Below are 12,287 nucleotides of genomic sequence, written 5' to 3'. Positions count from 1 at the left end.
GCCGGCTCAGCGGGCGGACGCCTCGTGCACCAGGGCGGCCACCCGGGTGAGCACGTCGGGGTCGGTCTCCGGCAGCACGCCGTGGCCGAGGTTGAAGACGTGGCCGGGGGCGACCTGGCCCTGGGTGAGGATCCGGCGTACCTCGGTCTCGATCACCGGCCACGGTGCGAAGAGCAGGCACGGGTCGAGGTTGCCCTGCACCGCCCGGTCCGGGCCGATCCGCACGGTGGCCGCGTCCAGCGGCGTACGCCAGTCGACGCCGACCACGTCGGCGCCGGCCTCGCCCATCGCGGCCAGCAGTTCGGCGGTGCCGACCCCGAAGTGGATCCGGGGCACGCCGGTGTCGGCGAGCCCGGCGAGCACCACCGACGAGTGCGGCATCACGAACCGCCGGTAGTCGGCCTCGGAGAGGGCGCCGGCCCAGGAGTCGAAGAGCTGCACCGCGGAGACGCCGGCCCGGACCTGCACCAGCAGGAACTCCAGGGTGATCTCGGCCAGCCGGGCGCAGAGCGCGTGCCAGACCTGCGGCGCGCCGTACATCAGGGCCTTGGTCCGCGAGTGGGTGCGGGACGGGCCGCCCTCGACCAGGTAGCTGGCGAGCGTGAAGGGCGCCCCGGCGAAGCCGATCAGCGGGGTCTGGCCCAGCTCGGCGACGAGCATCCGGACCGCTTCGTCCACATAGGATACGTCGGCCGCGGTGATCGGGCGGATCCGGTCGACCTCGCCGAGGGTACGCACCGGCTCGGCCACCACCGGACCGGTGCCGGGCACGATGTCCAGGTCCACCCCGGCCGCCGTCAGCGGCACCACGATGTCGCTGAACAGGATCGCCGCGTCCACCCCGTGCCGGCGGACCGGCTGCAGGGTGATCTCGGTGACCAGCTCCGGGCTGCGGCAGGAGTCGAGCATCCCGACCTCGGCCCGGATCTCCCGGTACTCCGGCAGCGACCGGCCGGCCTGGCGCATGAACCAGACCGGGGTGTGCGGGACCGGCCGTCGCCAGCAGGCGCGGACGAACGGGGAGTCGGCCGGCCCACCCGTCACGGGTTCTCCGTCTCGGGCCGGGCTGCCCGTGGTAGCGGTGCTCATCGCCGCCATCGTGCCACGGCCTGCCCGTCGGCCGGTGCCCGCCACCCGGTTTGTGGCGTGCGCCGCGATCCGTCCCCGGTGTCCCGGGGTCGGCACCTGGCCCGTCGGGCTACTCCCGGGTATCCGAACGGCCGTAGGGGGTCCGGACCCCGGCGCGGCGCACCGGCATCCGACCCGGAATCGGCTTAGGCTGCGAACATGGCACCCCCGACCGTGCTCCCGGAGACCTTCGCCCGCGCGGTCGCCGGTCTGCGTTCGGCGGCGCCCCGCGAGGAGATCCTCCTTGAGGAGGTGGGCTCGCCGCAGCGACTCGCCCCGTACGCGTTCGCGCTGAGCGGCACCGTGCTGCGCGCCGGCGACGAGGTGGCCACCGGGCGGCTCATCCTGCTGCACGACCCGGCCGGGCACGAGGCGTGGGAGGGCACGCTGCGGCTGGTCACCTACGTGACCGCGGAGATGGAGGTCGACCTCGCGGCGGACCCGCTGCTGCCCACCGTCGGCTGGACCTGGCTCACCGACGCGCTCGACGCCTTGGCCGCGCCGCACCGGGCCCTCGGCGGCACCGTGACCCAGACCATGTCCACCCGGTTCGGTGACCTGGCCGGCCCGCCGGCCGCCGGTGACATCGAGATCCGGGCGTCCTGGACTCCGCTCGGCGACGACCTGGAGGCGCATCTGCTGGCCTGGTGCACGCTGCTCGCCTCCACCGCCGGCCTGCCGCCGCCGGGGGTCACCGCCCTGCCCGCCTCCCGGCCCGCCGGCGCCGCCTGACAGCCCGACCGGCGCCGCCTGACAGCCCGACCGGCGCCGCCTGACAGCCCGACCGGCGCCGCCTGACAGCCCGACCCGGAGAACAACCGACCCGGGGCGCCGGTCGCCGGATGAACCGATGGAACCGGCCGCCGCGAGCTGCGCGACAACCGGTTCCATCGGCTGGTTCACCTCGGTCGGATGCTCACCGGTCGGTGGTCAGAGGTAGTCCTCCGCCTCGGAGCAGACCCGTTCGGCCGCCGCCAGTGCCCGGTCCCGGGCGGCGCCCTGCGCCTGGCCGACCGCGGCCAGCGACTCCAGGCACTGCCCGATGACCTGCTTCTGCCGCTCCTGCTCGTCCCGGTCGGTCTTGGTGCCGGCCAGGTCCTGCTCGGTCTGCTGGACCTTCTGGTTGGCCTGCTCCAGATCCCGCTTGAGCCGCTCGATCTCCTGCTGGTTGGCGTCGATCGTGCTGTCCCGCTCGGCGACCAGGTTGGTCTGGGTGCTCGCCTCGTTCGACTTGGTGACGAACAGCCCGGTCATCAGGCCGCTCACCAGGAGCAGCAGGCCCGCCACGATGGCGAGCACCAGCACCATCGGGCTGCGCTTCGGCCCGGCACCGGCCGGCTGCGGCAGCCCGCCGCCCGGGTACGGCCCGCCCGGACCGGGCGGCCCGGACATCGGCGGCCCGGACAGCTGCCCGTACGGCGGGCCGGACATCGGCGTGCCCTGCTGGGGCGCCGCCTGGTACGGCGGCACCGAGGAGGGCGGCACGGACTGGAACGGCACCGTGGGCGGCGCCTGGTGCGGCGGCGCGGACGACGGCGGCTGGTACGGCGGCGCCGAGGACGGCGGCTGGTACGGCGGCGCGGACGACGGCGGCTGGTGCTGCGGGTTCACCTGGTACGGCGACGCCGGCTGGGGAGCGGTCGGCGGCGGCGGATAGGGCGACCCGGCCGGCGGACCCGGGTAGGGCTGTTGCCCGGGCTGGCCGGGGGGCAGCGAGTAGCCCGGGTCGCCGCCGCCCGGCTGGTTGCCGGACTCGCCGCCGGGACCGGTCGGGGGGTAGGACATTGCAGTTCCTCCAGGGAGACGGGGACCGGCGGCGGCACGTGTCCGCGGAACCGGCGCTGACGGGGTGGCCCGGTCAGCAGATCTTGAATTCGTCGCAGGCGGTCTTGATGGGGACGGCGAGGCCGATGCCCTCGGCGTCCCGCGCCTTCGCAGTGGCGATCCCGACGACCTGCTTCGAGCCGTTGATCACCGGTCCGCCGGAGTTGCCCGGGTTGATCGGGGCGTCGAACTGGATCCGGGTGCCGGATCCGTCCTCCAGTTTGCGGGCGGCGGTGCTGACCACACCGGTGGTCACCGTGTCGGCCAGCCCGAGCGGCGCGCCCACCACGATGATCTGCTGCCCGGACTTCACCTCGGCGGCGGCAGTGGAGAGGCCGTCGAACTTGTTGTCGGTACGAAGCTGGGCCACGTCATTGCCCTTGTCGACCTTGACGATAGTGGCCGGGAACCGCTGGTCGGTCCGCTCCAGGAAGACCTGCCGTCCGCCGCTGTCCCAGACCGATTCGACGACGTGGTAGTTGGTGAACAGGTTGGTGCCCCCGTCGGCGGCCGGTTCACCGACCGCGAAGGCGGTTCCGGTGAAGCTGCCGGCCCGGACCCGGAACACGCTGGGCAGCACCGCGCTGGAGATCGCCTCCGGGTTGAAGACGTTGCCGGCCTGCTCCTCCAGCACCCCGGCACGGCCCTCCAGCTCGTCGAGCCGACCGTCGTCGGACGCCTGCGCCTCGGCCAGCCGCAGGTCGGCGTCGCCGAGCCGGTCGGAGAGCCGGTTTATCTGGTACGCCTGGAAGCCGACCACGCCGAGCAGGAGGACGACCAGCGCCAGCGCGGTGATCCCCGGCCAACTCGGCCGCCGGGGCTGATCCTGGCCCGGGGCCATCAGTCCGCCGAACGCGGGCGGAGCCGACTGCGGGTCGAACGGCGACGCGGACGTCGGCGCCGGTGAGTAGGCGGCCGGGGGCCGCGCGTACGGCGACCCCGGCGGCGGGACCACCGGCTGACCGGGCTGACCGGGCTGACCAGTCTGACTGGGCTGACCCGGATAGGCGGGCGGCGCGGACTGTCCCGGATGGGAGGGTTGCCCGTGCCGCCCGGGGACGCCCGGCTGCGGCGGAGCCGACTGACCCGGCTGCGCGGAGCCCGGCTGCGCATGAACTGGCTGCGCGTGGGCCGGCTGCGCGGGAACCGGCTGCGCGTGGGCCGGCTGCGCGGGAACCGGCTGGGCGTGGGCCGGCTGGGCGTGAGCGGGCTGCGCATGAGCGGGCTGGGCCGGCGCGGTGCCCGGGTACGGCGGCGCCGGCGACTGGCCGCTCTGGCCCCAGGGCGGCTGGATCCGTGGCGGCAGCGGCCCGTTCGGCACCGTCGGCTGCCGATGGGTCGCCTCGTCGTCGGTGGAGCCGACCGGCTGCCCGCTGGTCGGGTTGTACCCAGGTGTCATCAGACGCCCTCCCCTAAATGCTTCTGCCACAGTCGCACGGGCCGGCAACCCGGGTCGACCCCTGGCGACCACGCGGGCCCCGTGGCAGGTGGCACCGTACCGGCCGGGCCATCGATTGTCCCACCCGATACCACCTCATCCCTTCGGGCAGCCGGCCCCGGTCGGACGCCCGGTGTCCGACGCGCCGACCCCGGCTGCACACGGCGGATGCATGGGAAGACTAGGGTTGTCAGGTGACCGACGAACCACCCCTGCACCGTCGGGCCGCGCAACGTCGGGCAGGGGACGAGCCGCACAGCCTGCCGGCGTCCGCGCCGGTACCCGAGACCGTGGGGCCCGACCCGATGACCGACGGGCCGGTACCGCTCATCGCGCCCCGCGACGGGACTCCCGCGCCGGTGGAGACGCCGGACGGCCTGGCCGAGGTCGTCGCCCGCTTCGCGGCCGGCTCCGGACCGGTGGCCGTGGACGCCGAACGGGCCTCCGGCTACCGCTACAGCCAGCGCGCGTACCTGGTCCAGCTGCGTCGCGAGGGCGCCGGTACGGCCCTGGTCGACCCGCTGCCGCTGGGTGACCTGCGCACCCTGGACGAGGCGATCGCCGACGCCGAGTGGGTGCTGCACGCCGCCAGCCAGGACCTGGCCTGCCTGGCCGACCTCGGGCTACACCCGCGCCGGCTCTTCGACACCGAGCTCGCCGCCCGGCTGGCCGGGTTCGAACGGGTCGGACTGGCCGCGCTGACCGAGCAGCTGCTCGGCTACACGCTGGAGAAGCACCACTCGGCGGCCGACTGGTCCAGCCGCCCGCTGCCCGAGTCGTGGCTCACCTACGCCGCGCTGGACGTCGAGATGCTCACCGATCTGCGCGACGCGCTCGCGGCCGAGCTGGTCCGACAGGGTAAGGAGAAGTGGGCGGCCGAGGAGTTCGCCGCGCTGGTGGCATGGGGCACCCAGCAGCCCCGGCAGCGGCCCGACCCGTGGCGGCGTACCTCCGGCATCCACCGCATCCGGGGGGCGCGGGCGCAGGCCCGGGTCCGCTCGATGTGGTACGCCCGCGACCAGATCGCGGCCCGCCGGGACTCGGCCCCGGGCCGGGTACTGCCGGACGCGGCGATCATCGCCGCCGCCGAGCTGGACCCGAAGGACGAGCGGACCCTGCTGACGCTGCCCGGCTTCGGCGGCCGGTCGGTGCGCCGGCTGGCCCGGACCTGGCTGGACGCGCTCGCCGAGGCGCGGCACCTACCCGACGACGAGCTGCCGGTGGCGCCGACCATCGACGGTCCTCCCCCACCGCACCGGTGGGCGGAGCGGGACCCGGTGGCGGCGGCCCGGCTGGCCCGCTGCCGGGAGGTGGTGACCCGGCTCGCGGCGGCCAACACGCTGCCGCCGGAGAACCTGATAACCCCGGATTCGGTACGCCGGATCGCCTGGGTCCCGCCGGAGGAGATCACCGCGGACACCGTGGCCGAGACGCTGCGCGGCTACGGCGCCCGGGCCTGGCAGGTGGGCCTGATCGGCGAGGAGCTGACCGTCGCCCTCCGTGAGCCCGCCTGACCTCTCAGTCGGTGAGGACGGAGTCGCGCAGTTCCGACCAGCGCAGCGAGTGCCGGATGCCCTCCTCGACGGTCAGCTCCGGCTTCCAGTCGAGCAGTTCGCGGGAGCGGGCGCTGCGGGTGAAGGAGCCGGCGTTGTCGCCGGGTCGGGCGGCGGTCTCGCGGACCCGCAGGGGCCGGTCGGCGACCCGCCGGAACGCGTCGACGAACTCCCGGACCGTGGTGCCCTCCCCGGTGCCCAGGTTGATCGCCTGGTAGGAACGGTCGCCGTCGGGCGGCAGCACCTCGTCGAAGCGGCGCAGCGCCCGGACGTGCGCCTGGGCCAGGTCCCAGACGTGGATGTAGTCGCGGATGCCGGACCCGTCGCGGGTCGGCCAGTCGACGCCGGTGAGCAGGAACTCCTCGCCGTTCTCGGCGGCGGTGATCAGCTTGCCGAGCACGTGGGTGGGGCGGCGGATCTGCAGCCCGGTACGCATCTGCGGGTCGGCGCCGACCGGGTTGAAATAGCGCAGCGACAGCGCCCGCAGCGGCGTGGCGGCGGCGCAGTCGGCGAGGATCTCCTCCATCATCGCCTTGGTGCGGGCGTACGGGCTGGCCGGCTCGATCGGGGAGTTCTCGTCGACGGAGAAGTCGTCGCCGGGCCGGTAGATCGCCGCCGAGGAGCTGAAGAGATAGCGCTGGCAGCCGTTGCGGACCACGTGGTCGATGAAGTCGATCGACTTGGCCACGTTCTCCCGGTAGTAGCGCAGCGGCTCGGCCACCGACTCGGGCACCACGATCAGCGCGGCGGCGTGCACCACCGCCCCGATCTCGGGGTGCTCGGCGAAGATCCGGTCGACGAGCGGCCCGTCGGCGATGTCGCCCCGGTAGAAGATCCGGTCCCGGGCGAACTCCGCCCGGCCGGTGCAGAGGTTGTCCAGCACCACCGGTTCGAGTCCGTCGTCCAGGCAGGCGGAGGCGATCGTGCTCCCGATGAAGCCCGCGCCACCCGCGACCAGAACCTTCACGCCCTACCTCCACGCCGTTGCCGTTGCCGTTGCCGCTGCCGGCCGGTTGCCGTTGTCGGGGTCAAGGTACCGCGCCGGTCGGCCGCGCCTACGCGGGTACGGCTCGCCTGCGTACCCGCGAGGTTGTGGCCCGGACCACAGCGGGGCCGGCACCATCGGTAGTTACCGGCTAGTAGCATTGGGGGACCACGCCCACGCCGGCAAGGAGGCTCACCAGTGCCCCGTGAAGTCCGCGACGTCGTCTTCGTCGACGGTGTCCGTACCCCGTTCGGCAAGGCGGGCGGCATGTACGCCAACACCCGCGCCGACGACCTGGTCATCCGCTGCATCCGCGAACTGCTGCGCCGCAACCCGCAGCTGCCGCCGGAGCGGGTCGACGAGGTGGCGATCGCCGCCACCACCCAGATCGGGGACCAGGGCCTGACCATCGGCCGCACCGCCGCCCTGCTCTCCGGCCTGCCCAAGACCGTCCCCGGCTACTCGATCGACCGGATGTGCGCCGGTGCGATGACCGCCGTCACCAGCGTGGCCGGCGGGATCGCCATGGGCGCCTACGACGTCGCGATCGCCGGCGGCGTCGAGCACATGGGCCGGCACCCGATGGGCGAGGGCGTCGACCCGAACCCGCGCATCCTGGCCGAGAAGCTCGTCGACCCGTCCGCCCTGGTGATGGGCTCGACCGCGGAGAACCTGCACGACCGGGTCCCGCACATCACCAAGGAGCGCACCGACGCGTTCGCGCTCGCTTCTCAACAGAAGACCGCCAAGGCGTACGCCAACGGCAAGCTGCAGGAGGACCTGGTCACCGTCGCGGTGCGCGACCCGGAGACCGGCTGGGGCCTGGCGACCGTGGACGAGGCACCCCGGGACACCTCGCTGGAGAAGCTGGCCACCCTCAAGACCCCGTTCCGCCCGCACGGCAAGGTCACCGCCGGCAACGCCGCCGGGCTCAACGACGGCGCCACCGCCAGCCTGCTGGCGGCCGAGGAGGTGGCCCGCGAGCTGGGGCTGCCGGTCGGCATGCGGCTGGTCTCGTACGGCTTCGTCGGGGTGGAGCCGGAGGTGATGGGGATCGGCCCGATCCCCTCGACGGAGAAGGCGCTGCGCATCGCGGGGCTGACCATCGACGACATCGGGCTGTTCGAGCTGAACGAGGCGTTCGCCGTGCAGGTGCTCGCCTTCCTCGACCACTTCGGCCTTGCCGACGACGACCCCCGGGTCAACCAGTGGGGCGGCGCGATCGCCATCGGGCATCCGCTCGCCTCGTCCGGCGTGCGGCTGATGACGCAGCTGTGCCGGCAGTTCGCCGAGCACCCCGAGGTCCGCTACGGGCTGACCGCGATGTGCATCGGCATCGGCATGGGCGGCACCGTGATCTGGGAGAACCCGAACTGGGAGGGCGACAAATGAGTGACCAGCACCCCGGTGAGGTGGTCACCAAGGCGCTGCTGCGGCAGGTCGCCGTGCCCGGGCTGGACCGGCCGGCGGCGCTGATCACGCTCGACAACGGCCTGGACCACAAGAAGCCGAACACCCTCGGCCCGGCCGGGCTGGCCAGCCTCGACGCCGCCATCACCGAGGCGCTCGCCGCCGACCCGGCGTTCATCGCGGTCACCGGCAAGCCGTACATCTTCTGCGTCGGCGCCGACCTGACCGGCCTGCCGCTGCTGGCCGACCGGGAGCAGGCGCTGGAGATCGGGCGGCTCGGCCACCGGGTCTTCGCCCGGCTCAAGGACAGCCAGATCCCGACGTTCGCCTTCGTCAACGGCGCGGCGATGGGCGGCGGCCTGGAGCTGGCGCTGCACTGCCACTACCGGACGCTGTCCGGCGGGGCGGCGGCGCTGGCCCTGCCCGAGGTGTTCCTGGGGCTGATCCCCGGCTGGGGCGGCACCCAACTGCTGCCGAACCTGATCGGCATCCCGGCCGCCGCCCAGGTGATCATCCAGAACCCGCTGACGCAGAACAAGATGCTCAAGCCGAAGCAGGCAGCGGAGATGGGCATCGCCGACGTGCTGCTGGAGCCGGCCGACTTCCTGGAGCGGTCGCTGGAGTGGGCGGCCGGCGTGGTCCGCGGCCAGGTCACGGTGACCCGACCCGAGGTCGACAAGGAGATGTGGGACGGGGTGCTCTACTTCGCCAAGCAGACCCTCGACCAGCGGCTGCACGGCGCGGTGCCGTCCGCGTACCAGGCGTTGGAGCTGTTGGGCCTGGCCCGGGACGCGGATTTCGCCGCCGGCACGGCGGCCGAGGACGCGGCGCTCGCGGATCTGATCTTCAGCGAGGAGCTGCGCAGCGGCCTGTACGCCTTCGACCTGGTGCAGCGGCGGGCCAAGCGGCCGGCCGGCGCACCCGACAAGGGGCTGGCCCGGCCCGTCACCAAGGTCGGCATCGTCGGCGCCGGTCTGATGGCCTCGCAGCTCGCGCTGCTCTTCGCCCGCCGGCTGCAGGTGCCGGTGGTGCTCACCGACCTGGACCAGGGCCGGGTCGACAAGGGCGTCGGGTACGTGCACGCCGAGATCGACAAGGCGGTCGGCAAGGGCCGGATGGACGCCGGCACCGCCGCCACGCTGCGCGCCCTGGTCAGCGGCTCGGTCGACAAGGGTGCCTTCGCCGACGCCGACTTCGTGATCGAGGCGGTCTTCGAGGACCTCGGCGTCAAGAAGCAGGTCTGGGCCGAGCTGGAGAAGATCGTCTCCCCGGAGGCGATCCTGGCCACCAACACCTCGTCGCTGTCGGTGACCGAGATGGCCGCCGACCTGGAGCACCCGGAGCGGCTGGTCGGCTTCCACTTCTTCAACCCGGTCGCGGTGCTGCCGCTGCTGGAGATCGTCCGGGGTGGCCGCACCGACGACGCCACCCTGGCCACCGCGTTCGCGGTCGGCAAGGAGCTGCGCAAGTCGTGCGTGCTGGTCGCCGACGCCCCGGCGTTCGTGGTGAACCGGCTGCTGACCCGCTTCCTCGGCGAGATCCTCACCGCGATCGACGCCGGCACCCCGCCGGAGGTCGCCGACAGCGCACTGGACCCGCTCGGCCTGCCGATGCGCCCGCTCGCGCTGCTGCAGCTGGTCGGGCCGGCGGTCGCTTACCACGTGGGCGGGACCCTGCACGCCGCGTTCCCGGACCGGTACGCGGTGAGCGAGAACCTGAAGCGGATCGCCGACTCCGGCAAGCCGCTGCTGGTCGACGACCAGCTCAACCCCGAGGTGGCCGAGCTGCTCGTCGTCGGTGACGCGCCGCTGACCGCCGAGGAGGTACGCGCAAAGGCGCTGGACGCGCTGGCCCAGGAGACGCGGTTGATGCTGGACCAGGGGGTGGTCGCCGACCCGCGCGACATCGACCTCTGCCTGATCCTGGGTGCCGGTTGGCCGTTCCACCTGGGCGGGATCACCCCGTACCTGGACCGGACCGGCACCGCCGAGAAGGTCACCGGCCGGCGTTTCCTGCCCCCGGGCGTGGCCAGTCTGCCCGGCTGACCGGGGCCGCACGCGGTAACGGGGGCGGGGCTGAGCCCCGCCCCCGTGGTGTACCTGGCGCGGCCCGCCACCGTTCCCGCCCGGTCCCGGATCCGCTACCGTCCACGGAATGTCGGACGTCGATGTCGCCGAACCGCCCCGCGCGCGTTGGCTGGACCGGCGCCGCGATCTGGCCTGGTGGCTGCTGACGCCGCTGGCCACGCTGATTGTCACCCCGGTGCTGGTCTGCGTCGCCACGATGGCCGCACCGTTTGTCGGCGACATCGACCGGCCACCGACCCTCTGCGCGGACGCCCTGGCCGACAACACCTGCGAGGAGACCACGCTGGCGATGTTCGGTGCCCACGGGGTGTTCTTCGTGGTGGCGTGGGCGTTGCTCTGGTTGGTGCCGTGGTGGCGTGGACTGCGCGTACCCCGGCTCCTGCTGGCGGTCGTCGCGGCCGGCGCGCTGGTGGCCGTGCCGTTCCGGATGGCCGGCTGACGACCCGGCTTCTCGGGACTTACGGCACTGTGTCCGGCGTCCGGAAGGAGCGATCCTCGCCATGAGACACAAGGTCGAAGTGCCCGAGCTCGGGGGATCCGATGGCGCGATGGACGTACTCAGACGATGAACTGCGGACCATGTACGCGGGCGGGCGCGGGAACGCGACGGCCCGCCGGTTCGCGCGTTTCTGGGCGGTCGTGCTCGGCGCCGGCCTCTCCTCCCGGCGCTGGGTGACCCTTGAGGTGGTCGGACGGCGCCGCGTTCGAGGCGATCGCCGCCGACTATCCCGTCTTCCGGGTCGAACCCGCCGGAACTTAGGGCCGGGGGTGCGGCGGCTAACCTGCTGTCGTGACGAGTGCCGAGCTGGATGAGTTGATCGTGGCGGACGCCGAGGCGCTGCGCGAGTGGCTGTCGACCAACCACGCCACCTCGCCGGGCGTCTGGCTCGCCCTGACCAAGAAGGGCGGCACGGTCACCACGCTGACCTGGCAACAGGCGGTCGACGAGGCGCTCTGCTTCGGCTGGATCGACGGGCAGGCGCGCAAGCGGGACGAGCAGAGCTCCTGGATCCGGTTCACCCCACGCCGGGCGCGCAGCTCCTGGTCACAGCGGAACGTCGCCCACGTCGCCCGGCTGGAGGAGCAGGGGCGGATGCAGCCGGCGGGCCGGGCGGCGGTGGAGGCCGCGAAGGCGGACGGCCGGTGGGCCGCGGCCTACGCCCCGCCCTCGGAAGCGGAGGTCCCGGAGGATCTCCTCGCCGCGATCGCCGCCGACCCCGCCGCGCAGGCCATGTTCGACGTGCTGACCAAGACCAACCGGTTCGCCCTCATCCACCGGATCAACGCCGTCAAGCGGGCCGAGACCCGGGAGCGGAAGATCGGCGAGTTCGTCGCGATGCTGGCCCGGCAGGAGACGTTCTATCCGCAGAAGGCCCGGCCGGCGGAACCGCCGCCGTCCTGAGTGTGCGCACCGAGCAGGGGGACCACATGCGCGTCGTACGCGTCATCGCCGACCTTCGGGTTCCGGACGTCGAGGCGGCTCGGGGCTTCTACACGGGCTTTCTCGGGCTGGCGGACGAGGAGTTCAACCTGGGCTGGGTGGCCCGATACACCGCTCCCGAGAGTGGGGCGGTCGTCCAGCTCGTGACCCGCGACGCGACGGCGCCCGAGGACCCGGTCATCTCCGTGCAGGTGGATGACGTGGACGCCGCCTACGAGGAGGCGCGGAAGCTCGGCTACGACATCGTGCATCCGCTGACCACCGAGGCGTGGGGCGTACGCCGCTTCTTCGTCCGGGCACCGGACGGCAACGTGCTCAACGTCGCGCAGCACCGGGGCTGAACGCGTGCTTCCTGCCGGACTTTCAGGAGCGCCAGGTCCGGCGGCTGCTCCGCACGGGCTGCCCGTGCCCAAGATCGGCG

Annotated in this window: 12 protein-coding genes; 8 read left to right on the top strand and 4 right to left on the bottom strand. The window is 73.3% G+C overall.

Features of this window, described 5'->3' with window-relative positions; genetic code table 11:
* Window positions 1-6 precede the first annotated feature (6 nt).
* Window positions 7-1,089, bottom strand: a complete 1,083-nt coding sequence (gene hemE / locus O7627_RS11105; protein ID WP_278093414.1) for a uroporphyrinogen decarboxylase — start codon at window positions 1,087-1,089, stop codon at window positions 7-9.
* A gap of 198 nt (window positions 1,090-1,287) precedes the next feature.
* On the opposite strand from hemE, the gene O7627_RS11100 reads away from it, so the two are divergent.
* Window positions 1,288-1,860, top strand: a complete 573-nt coding sequence (locus tag O7627_RS11100) for a DUF3000 domain-containing protein (protein ID WP_278093413.1) — start codon at window positions 1,288-1,290, stop codon at window positions 1,858-1,860.
* A 198-nt stretch (window positions 1,861-2,058) separates the two neighbouring features.
* Here O7627_RS11100 and O7627_RS11095 read toward each other — a convergent pair whose 3' ends face one another.
* On the bottom strand, window positions 2,059-2,436 hold the full coding sequence (locus tag O7627_RS11095) for a hypothetical protein (protein WP_278093412.1): 378 nt from the start codon (window positions 2,434-2,436) through the stop codon (window positions 2,059-2,061).
* Here O7627_RS11095 and O7627_RS11090 point away from each other — a divergent pair.
* Window positions 2,417-2,785: a hypothetical protein gene (locus tag O7627_RS11090; RefSeq protein WP_278093411.1), complete on the top strand. Its 369-nt coding sequence runs from the start codon at window positions 2,417-2,419 to the stop codon at window positions 2,783-2,785. The two genes, O7627_RS11095 and O7627_RS11090, sit on opposite strands and share 20 nt — an antisense overlap.
* Before the next feature lie 201 nt (window positions 2,786-2,986).
* Here the strand turns inward: O7627_RS11090 and O7627_RS11085 are convergent, their stop codons facing one another.
* Window positions 2,987-4,351 (bottom strand): trypsin-like peptidase domain-containing protein, encoded by a 1,365-nt coding sequence (locus O7627_RS11085; protein WP_278093410.1) that lies wholly within the window; start codon window positions 4,349-4,351, stop codon window positions 2,987-2,989.
* A gap of 233 nt (window positions 4,352-4,584) precedes the next feature.
* On the opposite strand from O7627_RS11085, the gene O7627_RS11080 reads away from it, so the two are divergent.
* The gene (locus tag O7627_RS11080; protein WP_278093409.1) at window positions 4,585-5,904 is read left to right on the top strand and encodes a ribonuclease D; all 1,320 of its coding nucleotides are present in this window, start codon (window positions 4,585-4,587) and stop codon (window positions 5,902-5,904) included.
* Between the two features lie 4 nt (window positions 5,905-5,908).
* Here O7627_RS11080 and galE read toward each other — a convergent pair whose 3' ends face one another.
* Window positions 5,909-6,910, bottom strand: a complete 1,002-nt coding sequence (gene galE / locus O7627_RS11075) for a UDP-glucose 4-epimerase GalE (RefSeq protein WP_278093408.1) — start codon at window positions 6,908-6,910, stop codon at window positions 5,909-5,911.
* A gap of 216 nt (window positions 6,911-7,126) precedes the next feature.
* On the opposite strand from galE, the gene O7627_RS11070 reads away from it, so the two are divergent.
* The 5 genes from O7627_RS11070 to O7627_RS11050 all read left to right on the top strand — a co-directional run bounded on the left by O7627_RS11070 (window position 7,127) and on the right by O7627_RS11050 (window position 12,207).
* Window positions 7,127-8,320 (top strand): acetyl-CoA C-acyltransferase, encoded by a 1,194-nt coding sequence (locus tag O7627_RS11070; protein WP_278093407.1) that lies wholly within the window; start codon window positions 7,127-7,129, stop codon window positions 8,318-8,320.
* Window positions 8,317-10,383 carry a 3-hydroxyacyl-CoA dehydrogenase NAD-binding domain-containing protein gene (locus O7627_RS11065; protein ID WP_278093406.1) on the top strand — a complete coding sequence of 689 codons (2,067 nt, stop codon included), beginning with the start codon at window positions 8,317-8,319 and terminating at the stop codon, window positions 10,381-10,383. Before O7627_RS11070 ends, O7627_RS11065 begins: the two co-directional genes overlap by 4 nt.
* Before the next feature lie 109 nt (window positions 10,384-10,492).
* Complete coding sequence (locus tag O7627_RS11060; protein WP_278093405.1) at window positions 10,493-10,864, top strand: hypothetical protein; 372 nt, start codon at window positions 10,493-10,495, stop codon at window positions 10,862-10,864.
* A 351-nt stretch (window positions 10,865-11,215) separates the two neighbouring features.
* On the top strand, window positions 11,216-11,827 hold the full coding sequence (locus tag O7627_RS11055) for a YdeI/OmpD-associated family protein (protein ID WP_278093404.1): 612 nt from the start codon (window positions 11,216-11,218) through the stop codon (window positions 11,825-11,827).
* 26 nt (window positions 11,828-11,853) lie between these two features.
* Window positions 11,854-12,207 (top strand): VOC family protein, encoded by a 354-nt coding sequence (locus O7627_RS11050; RefSeq protein WP_278093403.1) that lies wholly within the window; start codon window positions 11,854-11,856, stop codon window positions 12,205-12,207.
* Window positions 12,208-12,287 lie beyond the last annotated feature (80 nt).

It is taken from the genome of Solwaraspora sp. WMMD1047, assembly GCF_029626155.1.
Classification (GTDB): domain Bacteria; phylum Actinomycetota; class Actinomycetes; order Mycobacteriales; family Micromonosporaceae; genus WMMD1047.
Note: the sequence above shows the minus strand (reverse complement) of the source record. Positions and strands in the feature narration are given on the sequence as shown.